Origin of the sequence: Streptomyces panaciradicis (assembly GCF_023516615.1) — a bacterium.
Lineage (GTDB): Bacteria > Actinomycetota > Actinomycetes > Streptomycetales > Streptomycetaceae > Streptomyces > Streptomyces panaciradicis.
This window is the reverse complement of sequence record NZ_JAMGBF010000166.1, coordinates 1-19,068: the sequence shown is the minus strand read 5'-3', so window position 1 is coordinate 19,068 and position 19,068 is coordinate 1. Positions and strand designations below refer to the sequence as shown.

The window sequence follows — 19,068 nt, the reverse complement described above, 5'->3', positions numbered from 1 at the left end:
CGGTTCGCGACGCCACGCTCCGAAGGCAGTTGGTCTCGCGACCCGGCGAGCCCGGCCGGAACGGCTTCAGCCGGCGGCGGCTCGCCGAAGCCGGGTCGCCTCACATGCGGCGAACCGGGCCGGAAGGGCGCCGCCGGTTCGCGACGCCACACTGGAAGCCCGGTCATCCCGCAGCGCCCAGCGGACCGGACAGGCCCCGGCGGTTCGCGACGCCACACTCCGAAGGCAGTTGGTCTCGCGACCCGGCGAGCCCGGCCGGAACAGCTTCAGCCGGCGGCGGCTCGCCGAAGCCGGGTCGCCTCACATGCGGCGAACCGGGCCGGAAGGGCGCCGCCGGTTCGCGACGCCACACTGGAAGCCCGGTCATCCCGCAGCGCCCAGCGGACCGGACAGGCCCCGGCGGTTCGCGACGCCACACTCCGAAGGCAGTTGGTCTCGCGACCCGGCGAGCCCGGCCGGAACAGCTTCAGCCGGCGGCGGCTCGCCGAAGCCGGGTCGCCTCACATGCGGCGAACCGGGCCGGAAGGGCGCCGCCGGTTCGCGACGCCACGCTCCGAAGGCAGTTGGTCTCGCGACCCGGCGAGCCCGGCCGGAACAGCTTCAGCCGGCGGCGGCTCGCCGAAGCCGGGTCGCCTCAGCTCGCGGCGAGCCGGACCGGCAGGCCCTAGCGGTCGGCGACGCGCATTTCGAACCAGGTTGTCTTGCCGCGGGGCAGCAGGTCGACGCCCCAGCGGTCGGAGAGCTTGTCGACCAGGAACAGGCCGCGGCCGCTGATGTCGGTCTCCTGGACGGGCATCAGGCACGGGAGCCCTCGGGAGGGGTCGCGGACCTCGATGCGGATCCAGCCCCTGCGGCGGCGCATCCGGAGGCCGAAGACCCGGGCGCCGGTGTGCCGGACGGCGTTGCCGACCAGTTCGGAGACCAGCAGGACCACGTCCTCGGTCATCTTCGGCGTCAGTCCCCACTGGCGCAGGACGACGACCTGGGCGAGACGGCGGGCGGTGGCCGCGGACTCGGGGCGGGAGGGGAGCGGGACCTCCGCCTCCGTCGGGTTGCCGAACAGTTCCAGCGCCTTCAGCGCCCGTTCGTCCTCCACCGCGGGCGACCAGCGCGCCGCCGTCGCACGGCCGTGTCCCCGCGGCTGTTCGATGCCCTCCAGCCCCGCCATGCCCCCATCATGGCCGCCGAAAGCTCACTCCGGGGCCGTTCCGGGGGAATACGCCCCCCGGAATGAACCGCTCCGGATGAGCCGTTCGGCATATGCCAAAGTCAATTCGGGGTCACTCACAGCCCGGTTGAGCTGCGGCGCAGGCCCCGAGGCCGGCAATCGACCGCGCCCCTCGACAAGCCAGACTTAAGGTTGCCTTAAGGCTCCCATAAACCGCCCCATCGAGGGACCACCGGATCAGACAGCGTGTCAATTGCAAGCGGTTCAGAGGAACTTCGCCTTGCCGGGCCCCTCCTCCACGAAGCTGCGCATCCCCCGCTCCCGGTCCTCGGTGGCGAACAGGCCCGCGAACCAGTTCCGTTCGACCGCGAGCCCCGTGTCGATGTCGGTCTCCAGGCCCGTGTCGACGGACTCCTTGGCCGCCCGCAGCGCGAGCGCCGGCCCCTGCGCGAGCTTCGCCGCCCACGCGTGCGCCGCGGTGTACACCTCGGCGGCCGGGACGACCCGGTCGACCAGGCCCAGCGTCAGCGCCTCGTCCGCCTTGACCATACGGCCGGTGAAGATCAGGTCCTTGGCCTTGGAGGGGCCGATCAGCCGGGACAGCCGCTGGGTGCCGCCGGCGCCCGGGATCAGCCCGAGGAGGATCTCCGGCTGGCCGAGCTTGGCGTTGTCCGCGGCGATGCGGAAGTCCGCGCACAGCGCGAGTTCGCAGCCGCCGCCGAGGGCGTAGCCGGTGATCGCCGCGACGACGGGCTTGGGGATGCGGGCGACCGCGGTGAACGAGTCCTGCAGGGCGCGGGCGCGCAGGACCATCGCCGTGTGGTCCATGTTCTGCATCTCCTTGATGTCCGCGCCCGCCGCGAACACCTTCTCCCCGCCGTAGACGATCACGGCCCGCACGTCCTCGCGCCGGGTCGCCTCCTCGGCGAGCTCCTTGAGCCGGTCCTGGGTGGCGACGTCCAGCGCGTTCATGGGCGGACGGTCCAGACGGATGGTGCCGACGCCTTCGGCGACTTCGAGATTCACGGTCATGCAGGCAGGTTAACGGGCACTAACGCCAACGGCCCCGGTGCGGTACCTCACACCGGGGCCGTCGATCACCGTACGTCTACGACGTCCACTTCTCCCACGACATGTTCCAGCCGTTGAGCCCGTTGGCCGGGTCGACGGTGGCGTCGTGCGAGTTCTTCACCGTCACCACGTCGCCGACGATGGAGTGGTCGAAGAACCAGGCGCCCGACAGCGAGCGGTCGTAGCCGCCGCGCGTGTCGCGCAGGCCGATGCAGCCGTGGCTGGCGTTGTAGTTGCCGAAGGCGTCGCCGCCCCAGTAGTTGCCGTGGGCGAAGGTGCCCGAGTCGGTCAGCCGCATGGCGTCCGGGACGTCCTTGATGTCGTACTCGCCGCCGTAGCCGACCGTGTCGCCGTTCATCCGGGTCACCCGCAGCTTCTCGCTGATGACCATCTGGCCGTTCCACGTGTCGTAGCCGGGCTTGCCGGTGGTGACGGCGAGGGTCTTGTACACCTTGCCGTCCCGCATGACCTTCATGGTGTGCTTCTTGGCGTCCACGATCGAGACCTGGTTGCGGCCGATGGTGAACTTCACGGTCTTGGCCTGCTTGCCGTAGACGCCGGGGCGGCCCTCGACGCCGTCCAGGTTCAGGCTGACGGTGACCTTGGTGCCGGACTTCCAGTAGTTCTCCGGGCGGAAGTCGAGGCGGTCGTTGCCGAACCAGTGGCCCTGGACGTCGACGGCCGGCTCGGTCTTGATGCTGATGGCCTTCTCGACGTCCGCGGGGTGCGTGATGCCCCGGGTGAAGCGGATCGAGAACGGCATCCCGACGCCGACGGTGGACCCGTCCTCGGGGGTGAAGCTGCCGACGAAGGTGTTCTTCGGGGTCAGCGTGGTGAAGCTGGAGTCCTCGGCGGCCTGGCGGCCCTCTGAGTCCTTGGCGACGGCGTGCACGGTGTACTTCGTGGACGCGGCCAGGTGGGTGGACGGCGTCCACGAGGCGCCGCCGTCGGTGATCTTCCCGGCTATCGCCTCGCCCTTGGCGGTCTTGACCTCGACCTGCGTCAACTTGCCCTTGGTGGCGCTGACCTTGAGCGCGCCGCTGGTGTCGACGGAGGTCGCGCCGTCCTTCGGGGCGATGGCGACGACCGCCACCGACTGCTTGCTCTGCGCGCTGTCGGCGCCCTTGCCCTTGGCATCCCCGGAACCGGACCCGGAGCCCGAGCCGCCCCCTCCGCACGCGGTGACGGTGAGGAGCAGGGCGCCGAGTATCAGCGCCGGCACTCCCTTGGCCCTCCGCCCGCGCGCGTCAACCGACGCCCCCGATATCGGCCGCACGTTCAAGTCGTTCTCCCCTCCCGGGCCTGGTCGGGCCCCACCCCAGTGCGCCAGCCCAGCGCATTCGCGCATATTAACCGGAGGGTTTTGAGAATCGTGTCAGCCGAAGGTCACCGTTTCGTCCCAACATCAACTGCCCGCTTTCCACTCCTTCCACCCCATGTTCCATCCCCCGAGGCCGTTGTCGGGAGCGACCTTTTTGTCATTGCTGTGGACCACCTCGATCACGTCCCCGATCAGGCTGCGGTCGAAGAACCAGCCTGCGGGAGTGCCGGAGCCGCCGCCCTTGACGTCCCTGAGCCCCACGCACCCGTGGCTGACGTTGACCCGGCCGGGAGCGTCCGGCGCCCAGTAGTTGCCGTGCACGAAGGTGCCGGAGTCGGTCAGGCGCATGGCGTGCGGGACGTCCGGGATGTCGTACTCGCCGCCGAAGCCGACCGTGCGGCTGTTCATGCGGGTGACCTCGAGCATCTCCATCACCACCATCTTGCCGTTGTAGGTGGTGTGCTTGGGCGAGCCGGCCGTGATGGGCACGGTGGCCAGCAGCGCGCCGTCCCGCCGCACCTGCATGGTGTGCCGGGCCGCGTCGACCAGGGAGACCTGGCTGCGGCCGACGGTGAAGGAGAACGTCCTGTCCTGGATGCCGTAGACGCCGGGCGCCCCCTCGACGTCCCGCAGCCGCAGGTCGACCGTGACCTGGGTGCCGGGCTTCCAGTAGTGCTCGGGGCGGAAGTCCAGGCGGGCCCTGCCGAACCAGTGCGGTCGGATCTCGACGGCAGGGCGGGCGGTGACGCGGATCGCGCGCTCCACGGCCGCGCGGTTCTCGACCTCCCGGTTGAACTCCAGGGAGACGATCATGCCGGTGCCGACGGTGGCGCGGTTCTCGGGGGTGACGTAGCCGACGAACCGCTCGTCGGGGACGTAGGTGGTGAAGGTCGTGTGGCGGGCCGACCTGCGGCCGTGTCCGTCCAGGGCGACCGCGTCGACGGTGTACTTGGCGGCGAGCGCGAGCCGGCCGTCGTCCGGCTCCCAGCGCAGGCCGTCCTCGGAGACGTGGCCGGCCACCTCGCTCTCCTGCGCGTCCTGCGCCTTGACGACCTTCACGGACTCCAGCCGCCCGCTGGGCACCCGCACCACCAGCCGCCGATCGGGCCGGACGCTCTTGCTGCCGTCGTCCGGTGAGACCCGGATGACGTCCTCGGGGGCGGGTGGCTTGCCCAGGGCCTCGTCGATCCGGGGCGGGGAGGTGCAGCCGGCGAGAAGCCCGGCCCATGTCAGTACGGCGGCCAGTGCGGCCCCCGCGCGCCGCGCGCGCCTGTGTGCGTCCTTCACATGGGGCCCAACGAGCGGCCCCGCCCTGGGGAAACGTGAGTGCGAGCCACGCTCTGGGCAGAACAGTGGGGAGGACGGCGTGAGGGACACCGCGGCCGGGACGCCGCACACCCTTTCCATTCCGTTCCACGAGCCGTGGGAGGCCCACAGGTGTCCAGCGCAGCCGAGCAGCAGGCGGTGGCCGAGGAGGGCGTGCGCCCCGCCGTCGTGATCGACGGCGGGGCCCGCAGGGTGCCGGGCGTGCCCGTGCGGCCGGGTGCGCCGACGCCGCTGGGCGCCCGGTTCCGTACCGGGCCGGACGGGGTGGCGGGCACCAACTTCGCGCTGTGGGCGGGCGGCGCGGAGGCGGTGGAGCTGTGCCTGTTCGACGAGCGGGGCAAGGAGACGCGGGTCCGGCTGACCGAGCTGACCCACGAGATCTGGCACGGCTTCGTGCCGGGGGTCGGGCCCGGGCAGCGGTACGGCTACCGGGTGCACGGTCGCTGGGACCCGTGGACCGGCGGCCGCTGGAACCCGGCCAAGCTGCTGCTCGACCCGTACGCGCGCGCGGTGGACGGCGACTTCGGCCTGCCGCCGGAGGTGTACGGCCATGTGCGCGACTGGCCGCAGCAGCACGTCGCGGACACCGTGCGCGACGAGCGGGACTCGGCGCCGTTCGTCCCCAAGGGCGTCGTCGTCCACGACGACGACGACTGGTCCGACGACCGCCGCCCGAAGACCCCGTGGGCGGACTCGGTCATCTACGAGCTGCACGTGAAGGGCTTCACCCAGCTGCACCCGGGCATCCCGGAGGAGCTGCGCGGCACGTACGCGGGCCTCGCGCACCCGGCGGCGATCGAGCACCTGGTGAAGCTGGGCGTCACGGCCGTCGAACTGCTGCCCGTGCACCAGTTCGCCCACGAGGACCACCTGCTGCGCCGCGGCCTGCGGAACTACTGGGGCTACAACTCCATCGGCTACTTCGCCCCGCACGCCGGGTACGCCGCCTCCGGTACGACCGGACAGCAGGTCGGCGAGTTCAAGCGGATGGTGCGGGCGCTGCACGCGGCCGGCATCGAGGTGATCCTGGACGTCGTCTACAACCACACGGCCGAGGCGGGCGAGCTGGGCCCGACACTGTCCCTGAAGGGCATCGACAACCGCGGCTACTACCGGCTGCAGTCGGACGCGCGCCGCTACGCCGACTACACCGGCTGCGGCAACACCCTGCACGTGGTCCAGCCGCACGTGCTGCGCCTGATCACCGACTCGCTGCGCTACTGGGTGACGGAGATGGGCGTCGACGGCTTCCGCTTCGACCTGGCCGCCGCGCTGGCCCGTTCGATGCACGACGTCGACATGCTCTCCCCGTTCCTCGCGGTCATCGCCCAGGACCCGGTGCTCCGGCGCGTGAAGCTGATCGCGGAGCCGTGGGACGTGGGCTCCGGCGGCTACCAGGTGGGCGCCTTCCCGCCGCTGTGGACGGAGTGGAACGACCGGTACCGCAACGCCGTACGGGACTTCTGGCGCGGCGCGCTGCCCGATGTGCGCGACCTCGGCTACCGCCTGTCGGGCTCCAGCGACCTGTACGCCTGGGGCGGCCGGCGCCCCTACGCCTCCGTCAACTTCATCACCGCGCACGACGGCTTCACCCTGCGCGACCTGGTGTCGTACGAACGCAAGCACAACGAGGCCAACGGCGAGGGCAACCGCGACGGCACGGACGACAACCGGTCCTGGAACTGCGGGGCGGAGGGCGAGACCGACGACGAGCGGGTGCGGGCCCTGCGGCGGCGGCAGCTGCGGAACCTGCTGACCACGCTGCTGCTGTCGACGGGCGTGCCGATGCTGGTCGCCGGTGACGAACTGGGCCGCACCCAGCGCGGCAACAACAACGCCTACTGCCAGGACAACGAGATCGGCTGGCTGGACTGGAGCCTGCTGGCGGAGCCCGGCTGGAAGGCGCTGTTCGACCTCACCTCCCGGCTGATCGCGCTGCGCCACCGCCACCCGGTGCTGCGCCGCCGCGCCTTCTTCTCGGGCCGCGCGCACTCGGCGGACGGCCTGCGCGACCTGGCCTGGTTCACCGCGCGCGGTGCGGAGATGACGGAACGGGACTGGTACGCGCCCGCCGCCACGCTCGGCATGTACCTCTCCGGGCGGGACATCCCGGGCCGCGACGAGCGCGGCGAGGCGATCCTCGACGACAGCTTCCTCGCCGTCCTGCACGCCGGCGACCGCCCGTCGGGCTTCGTGCTGCCGGGGCCGCCCTGGGCCGAGCGGTACGAGGTGGTCGTCGACACCTCACGCGAGACACAGGCGGAGGAACCGGGGACGACGCACCGCGCAGGAGCGACGATCACGGTCCCGGCCCGCTCGGTCCTGCTGCTGCGGGTGGCCGGATGAGCTAGCCGAGGATGCCGCGCTGGTAGGCGGTGGCCACCGCGGCGGCGCGGTCGTTCACGCCCAGCTTGGCGTACAGGTGGGTGAGGTGGGTCTTCACCGTCGCCTCGCTGATGAACAGTTCGCGGGCGATCTCCCGGTTGGAGGTGCCCCTGGCGACCAGGGCGAGGACCTCGCGCTCGCGGGCCGAGAGGGGCTCGTTGCCGGGGGCGCGCACCGCGGAGACCAGGCGGGAGGCGACGGCCGGGGAGAGGACGGTGCGGCCCTCGGCGGCGGCGCGCACGGCGGTGAACAGCTCGTCGCGCGGGGCGTCCTTGAGCAGGTAGCCCGTAGCGCCGGCCTCGATCGCCGGAAGCGTGTCGGTGTCGGTGTCGTACGTCGTCAGCACGAGCACCTTGGCGCGGGCGCCGCGCCGGGTGAGCTCGGCGATGGCGTCGACCCCGCCGCCGCCCGGCATGCGCAGGTCCATCAGGACCACGTCGGGGTCGAGCGCGGCGGCCCGCTCGACCGCCTCGACGCCGTTCGCGGCCTCGCCGAGGACGCGGAAGCCCGGAGCGGACTCGAACATGCCGCGCAGACCGTCCCGTACGACGGGATGGTCGTCGACGATCAGCACGGAGATGTCATGGGTCATGGCGGACCAACGGTACGCGAGCCGACAGCGCCGTGCCGTGCCCCGGCTCGGACTCGACGGTGAGGGAGCCGGCGATGCGTTCGGCGCGGGCCCGCATGCCGTCCAGGCCGAAGCCTCCGGAGGCGGTGCGGGCCGGTACGGCGGCCGGGTCGAAGCCGGTGCCGTCGTCGCGGATGTCGAGGACGACCTCGTCGCCCATGAAGGACAGGGTGACCCCGACGCGGGTGGCCCGGGCGTGGCGGGCGGCGTTGGACAGGGCCTCCTGGACGATGCGCAGCAGGGTGGCCGCCACCTCGCCGTGCAGCTGCTCGGCGGTGCCGGTGACGGTGAAGTCGGCCCGTACGCCGGTGCGTTCGCCCCATGCGAAGACCGTCTTCTTCAGCGCCTGGGGCAGTCCGTCGTTGTCCAGGGCGGCCGGGGCGAGGTTGTGGACGGAGCGGCGGGCCTCCCCCAGGCTGTGCCGGGCCAGCTCCACGGCACGGCCCACGTGCTCGCGGGCCGCCTTCTCGTCGGGGGTGTTCGCCACGACCTGGAGCTGGGCGATGATGCCGGTCAGGCCCTGGGCGATGGTGTCGTGGATCTCGGCGGCAAGGCGCCGCCGCTCGTCGGCGACCCCCGCCTCCCGTGCCTGGACCAGGAGTTGGGCGTGCAGCGCGGCGTTCTCGTCGAGCGCCTGCTGCAACGCGGCGTTGGTGCGCTCCAGTTCGGTGATGGTCTCGGTCCGCTCGTGGGCCCGTCGCGTCTCCTGCTCGGTGAGATGGGCGACCACCATCTGCAGACCGGAGTTGGCGGCCAGCAGCGCGAGGAAGACCAGCCACTGGACCGCGCCGTGGAACGGCATCCCGCCGGCCTGCGCGCCCGCCACGGTGACGGCGCTGGCGAACAGCCCGAGCCGCTGCCACCGGCTGCCCGGGATGGTCTCGTCGGCGTCCATGTAGCCGGTCGCGGCGTAGAACGCGAAGAACGGGTTGAGCCAGGTGAGGGCGAAGGCCAGCGCCCAGCGGACGGCGTAGTACGCGGTCCCGGCCCGGGAGGGGGTGCGGCGGCGGTCGGGGCCCTGGGGGCGGGTGCTGTGCCACCACAGCTGGAGGACGACCGCCGCGCCGAGCAGGGCCCAGGCGGTGTACCACTTGCCCGCTCCGGCGTGCGGGTCGGCGGTGGCGAGGGCGGGGACGAGACCGATGAACAGCAGCCCGTACGGCCCCCAGGTGTGGAACTGCTCCCAGCGCCGCTCGATCTGCGTGTCCACCCCGGTCATGTCCTCAGTCTGCACGGCCCCGTCCCTACTCCCAGCGGAACCAGCGCACGGCCGCGCCGGTCAGCAGCAGGATCCACGCCGCGAGCACACCGAGGTGGCCCCAGCCGGGCCAGTGGCCGGCCGCCGCCTGGTTCAGGGCCTGCGCGGCGGCGCCGAAGGGCGTGCAGTCGACGATCCTCGCCATCAGGTGCGGCATGGACTGCACCGGAAGCCACACGCCCGCGCAGAACATCGACGGGAAGAACACGGCCGATCCGATCGCGCCCGCGATCTTCGTCGTACGGGACAGCGCCGACACCACCGATCCGAGAGCGAGGGCGACCAGGACGGCCAGGAGCAACGCGAGGAGGTAGCCGAGGGGCTGCTCGGGCAGCCGTACGCCGAAGGCCAGCCGCCCGGTCACCAGGGCCAGCAGCGCCGAGGCCAGGGCCGCGCCGCCGTACACCGCCATCTGCGCGGACAGCAGGGCGGAGGGGCGGACGGGCGTGGTGGCCATCCGGCGCAGGATGCCGCGCTCGCGGTAGCCGGTGAGGGTCTGCGGCATGGACTGCAGGCCGCCGACGATCAGGCCGAGCAGGACGGCGACCGGGACGTAGACGTCGATGGTGCGCAGTCCGCCGAGGTCGCTCTGGTGCTCCCGGAAGCCGGGGATCGAGCCGAGGATCACCAGCAGCAGGGTCGGGAAGAGCAGGATCCAGAAGATCGCGCCGGGTTCACGGCGGAAGAGCCGGACCTCGGTCCGCAGGACGGCGGTGCTCATGACGCGGTCTCCTTCGTGTCGGCCGTGTCGGCCGTGTCGGCCGTGTCGGCCTTCGTGTCGGTATTCGTCAGGTCGAGGAAGGCGTCGTCGAGCGTGGCGTCCACGACGCGGAGCTGGTGGGCGGTGACGCGGTGGCGGGCGAGGAGGGTGATGACGGCGTTGACGGTCTCGTCGGTGCCGGCCAGCGTGATCCGGCCCTCCTTGCGGTCGACGGAGGCGAGCGCGGGCAGGGCGGCCAGCTCACCGTCGTCCAGCGGGGCGGACGGGGTGAAGCTGATGACCGTGGCGCCCGCCGAGCGCCGGATCAGGCCGGCCGGGGTGTCCAGGGCGGCCACCCGTCCCTTGTCGATGACGGCGATCCGGTCGCACAGCCGCTGGGCCTCCTCCATGAAGTGGGTGACCAGCAGGACCGTCACCCCGCTCGCCCGGACGTCCTCGATGAGCTGCCAGGTGTCCCGGCGGGCCCGCGGGTCGAGGCCGGTGGTGAGTTCGTCGAGGACGACGACACGGGGGTTGCCGATCAACGCCAGGGCGATGAACAGGCGTTGCTTCTGACCGCCCGACAGCCTGGCGAACCGGGTGGTGAGCTGTGCGGTGAGGCCGAGGCGTTCGGCGAGCGGCGCCCAGTCGAGCGGGCGCGGGTAGAAGGAGGCGTACAGCTCCAGCGCCTCGCGGACGGTGAGCTTGGGCTGCAGCTCGCTCTGCTGGAGCTGGGCGCCCAGGACGCGGGCCACGCGTGCGTGGTCGGCGACGGGGTCGAGGCCGGTGACGCGGACGCGGCCGGCGTCGGGGACGCGCAGCCCCTCGACGCACTCGACGGTGGTGGTCTTGCCGGCGCCGTTCGGGCCGAGGATCCCGAAGATCTCGCCCTCCTCGACGGCGAGGGAGACCCCGTCGACGGCGGCCCGGCCGCCGTAACTCTTGCGCAGGTCGGTGACTTCGATGACGGACATGGCACCAGCGTCGCCAAAGGCGGGGTCCGGCCACATCGGCCGTCGCGCTCGAAGCCGCATCGACCGATCGGTGGATGCGGCCCTACGACCCCGCCACCGCTCCCGTGCGGCCGCTCGAACGCGCAGGTCGTAGGACCATGGGCCGATTCCGGTCCGGCCAAAACTCGGTGGGCGTTGTCAGTGCCGATCCGTAGGCTCACCCCTGATGCCCACGACTCGTGCAACCACCAACGACCGGTCGGCCGTACGCACCCTGCTCCGCCTGTGGCCCCATGTCCGGGCCGTGCGGGCGCGGCTGGTGACGGCCGCGTTCGTGGCGATCGTCGCCTCCTGCGTGGGTCTCGTCATCCCGCTGGTGCTGAAGTGGATGGTGGACGGCCCCGTGGCCGACCGCGATCCGGCGGGCGTGTGGCTCGGCGCGCTGTACCTGCTGCTCCTGGGGGTGGCCGAGGCGCTGCTGTTCGGGCTGCGGCGCTGGCTGGTGGCGCGGCCGCTGTCCGGCGTCGAGGCGGGCATGCGGGCCACGCTGTACGGGCACCTGCAGCGGCTGCCGGTCGCCTTCCACGACCGGTGGGCCTCGGGGCAGTTGCTCTCGCGCGGCACGACGGACCTGATGCTGCTGCGCCAGTTCCTCGCCTTCCCGCTGACGTTCCTCCTGGTCAACGGCGTGACGATCCTCGTCGGTGTGACCATCATGCTGCTGCAGGACTGGACGCTGGGCCTGGTGATCCTGGTGCCGGCCGTGCCCGTCGTGGTCACCTGCGTGGTCTTCGAGAAGCGGTACGCGCGCGTGGCGCGGCTCGCGCAGGACCAGGTCGGCGATCTGACGACGGTCGTCGAGGAGAGCGTGCTCGGCATCCGCATCATCAAGGGCTTCGGGCGCCACCGCAGCCAGGCACGGGCGTTCCGGGAGCTGTCGCGGACGCTGCGCGGGACGGAGCTGCGCAAGGCGGGGCTGCTGGCCACGATCTTCGGCGTCATCGTGACACTGCCGGAACTGGCCATCGGGGCGGCGCTGGTGCTGGGGACCGTGCGGGTGGCGGACGGTTCGCTGTCGGCGGGGACGCTGGTGGCGTTCTTGTCGACGGCGCTCGCGCTGCGGTGGCCGGTGGACTCCATCGGCTTCCTGCTGGCGATGAGCCAGGAGGCGGCGACGGCCACCGAGCGGTACTTCGAGGTGCTGGACGAGGAGCAGGAGGACTCCGGGCGATCCGGCGTGCCGCGGTCGCGGGACAGCGGCCTGCGCTTCCACGACGTCCGCTTCCGCTACCCCGACGCCCCGGACGGCTCGCCCCCCGTCCTGGACCGGATCGACCTGCACATCCGTCCCGGCGAGTCCATGGCGCTGGTCGGTGCGACCGGAAGCGGCAAGACCACCCTCACCGCGCTCGTCCCCCGCCTGCACGAGATCACCTCCGGCCGCATCACCCTGGACGGCGAGGACATCACCGCCATGTCCCGCGAGGAGCTGCGCGCCAAGGTGGCCGTGGCCTTCGAGGAACCGACCCTGTTCTCCGCGAGCGTCGGGGAGAACGTGCTCATGGGCGCCGGCGAGCGGGCCGGGGCCGCCGAGCTGAACCGCGCCCTGTCGGTGGCGCAGGCCGAGTTCGCGCACGCGCTGCCGCAGGGCACGGACACACAGGTCGGCGAGCAGGGCCTGAGCCTGTCCGGCGGCCAGCGCCAGCGCCTCGCGCTCGCCCGGGCCGTCGTCGGCCGGCCCCGGTTCCTGGTCCTGGACGACCCGTTGTCGGCGCTGGACGTGCACACGGAGGCCGCCGTGGAGGCCGCCCTGCGGGACGTGCTGGCCGAGACCACGGCGCTCATCGTGGCGCACCGCCCGTCCACCGTGCTGCTCGCCGACCGGGTCGCCCTGCTGTCCGGGGGCCGTATCGCGGCCGTGGGCACCCACCACGAACTGCTGCGCGGCAACGCCGAGTACGCCCACCTGATGTCGGGCGCCCAGGAAGCGGAGGACGAGCGATGACGGCACCCTCGACGTCCGTGTCCACGGCCGACGACGAACCGGACCTCCCCCGCCCCGCGGGCCCCTCCGACCCCTTCGACCGGGACGTGCTGCCCACTCCCGCGGGAGCCACCGCCGGGCTGCTGCGCTCGCTGCTCGCCCCGCGCCGGTCCCGTGTCGCCCTGGCCGGGTTCCTGCTGCTGCTCCAGCAGGCGGCCGTGCAGGCGGGCCCGCTGCTGGTGGCGTACGCGATCGACAACGCCGTACCGGCGCTCCGGCGCGACGACCACGGGCCGCTGGTGCTGGTGGGCGTCGCCTATCTGCTGTGCGCGCTGGCCTCCGGGGTGCTGCAGTCGGCGTTCATCCTGGCCTCGGCGCGGGTCAGCCAGGACGTGCTGCTGGACCTGCGGGGCCGGATCTTCCGGCACGCGCAGGCGTTGAGCATCGACTTCCACGAGCGGTACACGAGCGGCCGGCTGATCTCGCGTTCCACCACGGACGTGGAGTCGCTGCGCGAGCTGCTGAACGAGGGCCTGCAGGAGCTCGTGACGGTCGTCCTGTCCTTCGTGTCCATCTCGGCGATGCTGCTGTGGCTGGACCCGGGCATCGGGGCGCTGGCGGTGGTGTCGTTCGTGCCGCTGTATCTGCTGGTACGGCTCTACCAGCGGCGCGCGGGACGGGTGTACCGGGTGCGGTCGACGGCCATCGCGGCGGTGATCGTGAAGTTCGTCGAGACGATGAACGGCATCCGCCCGGTGCGCGCCTTTCGCCGGGAGGCCGCCAACGACGCCGAGTTCGGGGTGCTCAACCGGCGCCACGAGCGGACCAACGGCGACGCGATGCTGGAGATGGCCCGCTATGTCGTGGGCTCCCGGCTGGTCGCCAACACCGCCGTCGCGGCGATCGTGCTGTGGGGCGCCTACCGGGTGGCGGACGGCTCGCTGGAGCTCGGCGTGCTGGCGGCGGCGGTGCTGTACCTGCGCCGGCTGTACGACCCCATCGACCGGCTGGGCATGTTCCTGAACGCCTATCAGTCGGCGGCGGCGTCGCTGGAGAAGATCGCCGGTCTGCTCGCGCAGACGCCGTCCGTCCCGGAGCCCTCGGCGCCCGTGCGGCTCCCCGCCCTCGCCGACGGCCGGGGCCCCGGCCGCGAGGTCGTCTTCGACGGCGTGCGCTTCGGCTACCGCACCGGCGGCGAGGTCCTGCCCCGCTTCGACCTCACGCTGCCGGCCGGGCAGACGGTCGCGGTCGTCGGCACCACCGGCGCCGGCAAGTCGACGCTGGCGAAACTGCTCGCCCGTTTCTACGACCCGTCCGAGGGGCGGGTCCTGCTCGACGGCGTCGACCTGCGCGAGCTGTCCGTGCCCGAGCTGCGGCGCGGGGTGGTGATGGTGACGCAGGAGGCGTTCCTGTTCTCCGGCACGGTCGCCGAGAACATCGCCATCGGGCGGCCGGAGGCGAGCCGTGAGCAGATCGAGCGGGCCGCGAAGGCGATCGGCGCGCACGACTTCATCGAGGCGCTGCCCGACGGGTACGACACCGACGTACGCAAGCGGGGCGGCCGCATCTCCGCCGGCCAGCGTCAACTCGTGGCGTTCGCACGGGCGTTGCTGGCGGACCCGGCCGTGCTGATCCTCGACGAGGCGACCAGCTCGCTGGACGTCCCCGGTGAGCGGGCCGTGCAGCGCGCCATGTCGACGGTCCTGCGCGGCCGTACGGCGGTCGTCATCGCCCACCGGCTGTCGACGGTGGAGATCGCCGACCGGGTCCTGGTGATGGAGCACGGCCGGATCGTCGAGGACGGCGCACCGGCCGAACTCGTCGCGGGCACCGGCCGGTTCGCGGACCTGCACCGGGCGTGGCGGGACAGTCTGGCGTGACCTCGCGCCGGGACGAGTGATCTGTGGTGCGACCTTCCAGGGGGACAGGTGATCGACGCGTACGAGGAGCCCGGGGAGCCCGACCGTCGTGGCGGCGCCCGGTATCTGCTGTGGCTGGTGCGCTGCCAGCCCGGCAGATCCGCCGCCGGGGCGGTGCTGGGCAGCGTGTGGATGGCCCTGCTGGCGGCGACCCCATATCTGCTGTCCCGGGCGATCGACGACGGGCTGGTGCCGGGCGACTTCCCGGCGCTGGCGGGCTGGACGGCCGTGCTGTTCGCGGTCGGGGCGTTCAACGCCTGGCTGAGCATCATGCGGCACCGCACCATGACCCGGGTGCGCATGGACGCCAACTTCCGCACGGTGAAGGTGGTCGTGGACCAGGCGGTGCGGCTGGGGGCCGCGCTGCGGCGCCGGGTGGGGGCCGGGGAGGTCGTCACGATCGGCGTGGGCGACGTGCAGACGATCAGCCAGTCGCTGACGGTGGTGGGGCCCGGCGTCGGGGCGGTGGTCGCCTACCTCGTGGTCGCCGGGCTGCTGCTGTCCGTGTCCCCGCTAGTGGCGGCCGTGGTCCTGCTCGGCATGCCCGTGATCGTCGTCCTCGTGGGCCCGCTGCTGGCCCGGCTGCAGGGCGCGGAGACCGAGTACCGGGAGCGGCAGGGCGTGCTGACCGCCCGGATCGCCGACCTCGCGGGCGGGCTGCGGGTCCTCAACGGCCTCGGCGGCAAGGGACTGTTCGCGCAGGCCTTCCGGCACGACTCGCAGCGCCTGCGCCGGCAGGGCTACCGGGTCGGCGCGGTCACCAGCTGGGTCCAGGCGCTCGGGGTGGGCCTGCCGACGCTGTTCCTGGCCCTGGTGACCTGGCTGGCGGCCCGGCTGGCCGCCCAAGGGCTCATCACCGTCGGCCAGTTGGTGTCGGTCTACGGCTATGTGGCGGTGCTGGTGGGCCCGGTGGCCTTCTGGGTGGAGTGCGGCTACCAGATCAGCCGGGGGCTGGTGGCGGCCCGCCGTGTCATACGGTTCCTGCGGCTCGAGCCCCTCGCCGACACCGGCACCCGTGACGCGCCGGAGGGGCTTGCGGAACTGTACGACCCCGAGTCGGGGGTGCGGGTCCGGCCGGGCGGGCTGACCGCGCTGGCCGCGGCCCGCCCCTCCGACGCGGCGGCCGTCGTCGACCGGCTGGGGGGATACACGCCGTCGGCGGCGACCTGGGGCGGCCTCCCGCTGGCCGACATCGCGGTGGCGCGGATCAGGGAGCGCGTCCTGGTCGCCGACCACGAGGCGGACCTGTTCGCGCAGACACTGCGCTCCCTGGTCTGCGGGCGGCGGGAGCAGGCGCAGGAGGACATCGAGCGGGCGGTGCGCACGGCGGTCGCGGAGGACGTCGTGCACGGGCTGCCGGACGGGCTCGACTCGGTGATCGAGGCCCAGGGCCGCAACCTCTCCGGCGGCCAGCGCCAGCGGGTGCGGCTGGTGCGCGCCCTGCTGGCCGACCCCGAGGTGCTGCTCGCCGTGGAGCCGACGTCGGCCCTGGACGCCCACACCGAGGCGCGGGTCGCCGAGCGGTTGCGCGCGGCGCGGCAGGGCCGTACGACGCTGGTCACGACGACGTCCCCGCTCGTGCTGGACCGGGCGGACACCGTGTACTTCCTGGTGGACGGAGCGGCCGTGGCGGCCGGGAGCCACCGCGAACTGCTGGATGCGGAACCCGCCTACCGGGCACTGGTGGCCCGGGACGCGGACGCCGAGGAGGTCGTCCGGTGACCGCGCCTTCCCCTCGCCCGGTGGCGCCGGACCCCACCGGGCGTCTTCCCGTCGCCGAACGCGCCGACGTGCGGCGCGCGATGGTGCGGCTCGTGCGCGCCGACGTCCGGGCCTTCACGGCCGTACTGGCGCTCAACGCGTGCGCCGCCGGTGCCGGGCTGGCCGGGCCCTGGCTGGTGGGGCGGATCGTGGACGAGGTGCGGGCCGGCGGGGGCGTCGGCGCCGTCGACCGGCTGGCCCTGTGGATCCTGCTCTGCTCGCTCGCGCAGCTGCTGCTGGCCCGCTGGGCGCGCTATGTCGGCCATCGCTTCGGCGAGCGGACGCTGGCCCGGGTGCGGGAGGAGTTCGTCGACCGTGCGCTCGCACTGCCCGCGTCGGTCGTGGAGCGGGCCGGCACCGGTGATCTGACCGCGCGCGGCACGGGTGACGTGGCGCTGGTCGGCACCACCCTGCGCGACGCGGGCCCGGACCTGCTCATCAACGGCGTGCAGGCGCTGTTCCTGCTCGGCGCCGTGTTCGCGCTGCACCCGCTGCTGGGCGCGTGCGGTCTGCTCGGTCTCATTCCCATCGCGTGGGGCGTGCGCTGGTATCTGCGGCGCGCCCGGGACGGCTATCTGGCCGAGGGAGCCGCGACCTCGGAGGTGGCGGAGATCCTCGCGGCGACGGCGGCCGGTGCCCGCACGGTGGAGGCGCTGCGGCTTCAGGAGCGGCGCGTGCGGGCCGCCCGGGACGCGCTGGAGACGTCCCGGCGCACCCGGCTGTACACGCTGTTTCTGCGGAGCGTGTTCTTCCCCGTGGTGGAGGTGTCCTACCTCCTCCCGGTCGCCGCGGTCCTGCTGACCGGCGGGCTGCTGCACGGGCGGGGCACGCTGAGCCTGGGCGCGGTGGTGGCGGCCGCCCTGTATCTGCAGCGGCTGAGCGGGCCGCTCGACGAGATCCTGATGCGGATCGAGCAACTGCAGAACAGCGGCGCCTCGTTCGCCCGCGTCGAGGGCCTGGCCCGGGCGCCGCGGGCGGTGCGGGACGGCTCGCCGACGCCGGCCGACGACCGGATCGACGTGGCCGGGGTGCGGTACGCCTACGACCGCGGCGGCGAGGTGCTGCACGGGGTCGACCTGACCGTACGGCCCGGGGAGCGGCTGGCGGTCGTCGGTCCCTCGGGGGCCGGGAAGACGACCCTCAGCCGGCTCCTGGCGGGCGTCGACGCGCCGACCGAGGGATCGGTGACCGTCGGCGGCGTGCCCGTCGTCGACCTCGGTCCCGAGCAGCTGCGCCGGCAGGTCGTCCTGGTCACCCAGGAGCACCACGTGTTCCTCGGCACGGTCCGCGACAACCTGCTCGTGGCCGAACCGGACGCGACGGACGAGGAGTTGTGGGCGGCGCTCGCGGCGGTGGGCGCCGGGGAGTGGGTGCGCGAGCTGCCGGACGGCCTGGACACCCCGCTCGGCGACGGGGGCCGGCACACCGACGGTTCGCAGGCGCAGCAACTGGCCCTGGCGCGCGTGGTGCTGGCCGACCCGCACACCCTGATCCTCGACGAGGCGACGGCGCTGCTGGACCCGGCGACTGCCCGTCACACCGAGCGCGCCCTGGCCGCCGTGCTGGCGGGCCGCACGGTCATCGCGATCGCGCACCGCCTGCACACCGCGCACGACGCGGACCGCGTGGCCGTGATGGAGAACGGCCGGCTCACCGAACTGGGCACCCATGAGCAGCTGGTGGCGGCGGACGGCGCGTACGCGGCGCTGTGGGGGACGTGGCACGGGGAGGGACCGCACCCCGGGTGATCGGGTCACGGGCCGGGTGATCGGCTCATAGGCCAGCGGCACGTTCGCATAGCGAACACGGACATCCGGTCAACGAACCAATTCTGGCCAAGTTCCTGACGCGCTCCTGACAGGCGGTCAATCTCCTGCCACCCTTCCCACAGCTTCAACACAGCAACCCCACAGCTCCACCCCAGTTCTGCCCGGGCGGTCGACCCACCGTCCGGATCCCCACTGGTCGCGCGATCCGCGGCCACGCAGAAGGAGTCAGTGTTGAGAAGCAGTTCCTCTCGCAGACGCACCTCCCACACCCTCGCCATAGCCGGCGTCACCGCCCTGCTCGCCGCGGCCGTCCAGACGGGCGCCGCCTCCGCCGCCCCGGCGCAGGCCTCCGCCAAGGGCAACCCGGCCCACGCGGCCGTCAAGCTCTCCCCCTCGCAGCGCGCCGAGCTGCTGCGCGACGCCGACACGGCCCGCAGCCAGACGGCCCGTGACATCGGCCTCGGGTCGAAGGAGAAGCTCGTCGCCCGCGACGTCGTCAAGGACGCCGACGGCACCCTGCACACCCGCTACGAGCGCACGTACGCCGGTCTGCCCGTCCTCGGCGGCGACCTCGTCGTCGACACCGCCAAGTCGGGCGCCACCGAGCGCGTCATCAAGGCAACGAACGCGGCCATCAAGGTCTCCGACGTCACCCCGGACATCACGAAGGCGGCCGCCGAGAAGCAGGCGGTGAGCCGCGCGAAGGCCCTCGGCGGGACCAAGGCCGGCGCCGACAGCGCCCGCAAGGTGATCTGGGCGGCGAGCGGCAAGCCGGTCCTCGCCTACGAGACCGTCATCGGCGGCTTCCAGGACGACGGCACG

13 protein-coding genes and 1 pseudogene are annotated in these 19,068 nt (G+C 72.9%); 6 read left to right on the top strand and 8 right to left on the bottom strand.

The features are described from left to right. Positions 1-664: 664 nt before the first annotated feature. The 4 genes from M8J74_RS37660 to M8J74_RS37645 form a co-directional block, all read right to left on the bottom strand. A complete protein-coding gene (locus tag M8J74_RS37660) occupies positions 665-1,168 on the bottom strand; it encodes an ATP-binding protein (protein WP_142142597.1) in 504 nt (167 codons plus the stop codon). Positions 1,169-1,432: 264 nt separating this feature from the next. Then, positions 1,433-2,200 carry an enoyl-CoA hydratase/isomerase family protein gene (locus tag M8J74_RS37655; protein WP_249840744.1) on the bottom strand — a complete coding sequence of 256 codons (768 nt, stop codon included), beginning with the start codon at positions 2,198-2,200 and terminating at the stop codon, positions 1,433-1,435. 76 nt (positions 2,201-2,276) lie between these two features. Continuing rightward, a complete protein-coding gene (locus M8J74_RS37650; protein ID WP_283949074.1) occupies positions 2,277-3,521 on the bottom strand; it encodes a L,D-transpeptidase in 1,245 nt (414 codons plus the stop codon). Between the two features lie 123 nt (positions 3,522-3,644). Next, on the bottom strand, positions 3,645-4,847 hold the full coding sequence (locus tag M8J74_RS37645) for a L,D-transpeptidase (protein ID WP_249840742.1): 1,203 nt from the start codon (positions 4,845-4,847) through the stop codon (positions 3,645-3,647). A gap of 150 nt (positions 4,848-4,997) precedes the next feature. On the opposite strand from M8J74_RS37645, the gene glgX reads away from it, so the two are divergent. Beyond that, positions 4,998-7,232 (top strand): glycogen debranching protein GlgX, encoded by a 2,235-nt coding sequence (gene glgX / locus M8J74_RS37640; protein ID WP_249840741.1) that lies wholly within the window; start codon positions 4,998-5,000, stop codon positions 7,230-7,232. A gap of 1 nt (position 7,233) precedes the next feature. Here glgX and M8J74_RS37635 read toward each other — a convergent pair whose 3' ends face one another. From M8J74_RS37635 to M8J74_RS37620, 4 genes are read right to left on the bottom strand one after another with little or no spacing between them, the layout of a single operon-like run. Beyond that, positions 7,234-7,863 (bottom strand): response regulator, encoded by a 630-nt coding sequence (locus tag M8J74_RS37635; RefSeq protein WP_249840740.1) that lies wholly within the window; start codon positions 7,861-7,863, stop codon positions 7,234-7,236. After that, positions 7,853-9,121, bottom strand: a complete 1,269-nt coding sequence (locus M8J74_RS37630) for a sensor histidine kinase (protein WP_249840739.1) — start codon at positions 9,119-9,121, stop codon at positions 7,853-7,855. Before M8J74_RS37630 ends, M8J74_RS37635 begins: the two co-directional genes overlap by 11 nt. Positions 9,122-9,146: 25 nt before the next feature. Beyond that, positions 9,147-9,881 carry an ABC transporter permease gene (locus tag M8J74_RS37625; protein WP_249840738.1) on the bottom strand — a complete coding sequence of 245 codons (735 nt, stop codon included), beginning with the start codon at positions 9,879-9,881 and terminating at the stop codon, positions 9,147-9,149. Then, positions 9,878-10,834, bottom strand: coding sequence for an ABC transporter ATP-binding protein (locus tag M8J74_RS37620; protein WP_249840737.1), 957 nt, complete (start codon positions 10,832-10,834; stop codon positions 9,878-9,880). Before M8J74_RS37620 ends, M8J74_RS37625 begins: the two co-directional genes overlap by 4 nt. A gap of 205 nt (positions 10,835-11,039) precedes the next feature. Between M8J74_RS37620 and M8J74_RS37615 the strand changes: the two genes are divergently transcribed. The 5 genes and pseudogenes from M8J74_RS37615 to M8J74_RS37595 all read left to right on the top strand — a co-directional run. Then, on the top strand, positions 11,040-12,818 hold the full coding sequence (locus M8J74_RS37615; protein WP_249840736.1) for an ABC transporter ATP-binding protein: 1,779 nt from the start codon (positions 11,040-11,042) through the stop codon (positions 12,816-12,818). Continuing rightward, positions 12,815-14,677 carry an ABC transporter ATP-binding protein gene (locus M8J74_RS37610; RefSeq protein ID WP_249840735.1) on the top strand — a complete coding sequence of 621 codons (1,863 nt, stop codon included), beginning with the start codon at positions 12,815-12,817 and terminating at the stop codon, positions 14,675-14,677. Before M8J74_RS37615 ends, M8J74_RS37610 begins: the two co-directional genes overlap by 4 nt. Before the next feature lie 48 nt (positions 14,678-14,725). Beyond that, on the top strand, positions 14,726-16,438 hold the full coding sequence (locus M8J74_RS37605) for an ABC transporter ATP-binding protein (protein WP_249840734.1): 1,713 nt from the start codon (positions 14,726-14,728) through the stop codon (positions 16,436-16,438). Positions 16,439-16,518: 80 nt separating this feature from the next. Then, positions 16,519-18,225 (top strand): ABC transporter ATP-binding protein, encoded by a 1,707-nt coding sequence (locus tag M8J74_RS37600; protein WP_249840745.1) that lies wholly within the window; start codon positions 16,519-16,521, stop codon positions 18,223-18,225. Between the two features lie 252 nt (positions 18,226-18,477). Further along, positions 18,478-19,068 (top strand): annotated as a pseudogene (locus M8J74_RS37595) (M4 family metallopeptidase); the annotation flags it as partial.

Bases quoted from the DNA above. Each gene is read 5' to 3' on its own strand.
- M8J74_RS37630 (WP_249840739.1), bottom strand. From the start codon at position 9,121: ATGACCGGGGTGGACACGCAGATCGAGCGGCGCTGGGAGCAGTTCCAC.
- M8J74_RS37610 (WP_249840735.1), top strand. From the start codon at position 12,815: ATGACGGCACCCTCGACGTCCGTGTCCACGGCCGACGACGAACCGGAC.
- M8J74_RS37660 (WP_142142597.1), bottom strand. From the start codon at position 1,168: ATGGCGGGGCTGGAGGGCATCGAACAGCCGCGGGGACACGGCCGTGCG.
- M8J74_RS37615 (WP_249840736.1), top strand. From the start codon at position 11,040: ATGCCCACGACTCGTGCAACCACCAACGACCGGTCGGCCGTACGCACC.
- M8J74_RS37600 (WP_249840745.1), top strand. From the start codon at position 16,519: ATGGTGCGGCTCGTGCGCGCCGACGTCCGGGCCTTCACGGCCGTACTG.
- M8J74_RS37625 (WP_249840738.1), bottom strand. From the start codon at position 9,881: ATGAGCACCGCCGTCCTGCGGACCGAGGTCCGGCTCTTCCGCCGTGAA.
- M8J74_RS37655 (WP_249840744.1), bottom strand. From the start codon at position 2,200: ATGACCGTGAATCTCGAAGTCGCCGAAGGCGTCGGCACCATCCGTCTG.
- M8J74_RS37635 (WP_249840740.1), bottom strand. From the start codon at position 7,863: ATGACCCATGACATCTCCGTGCTGATCGTCGACGACCATCCCGTCGTA.
- M8J74_RS37620 (WP_249840737.1), bottom strand. From the start codon at position 10,834: ATGTCCGTCATCGAAGTCACCGACCTGCGCAAGAGTTACGGCGGCCGG.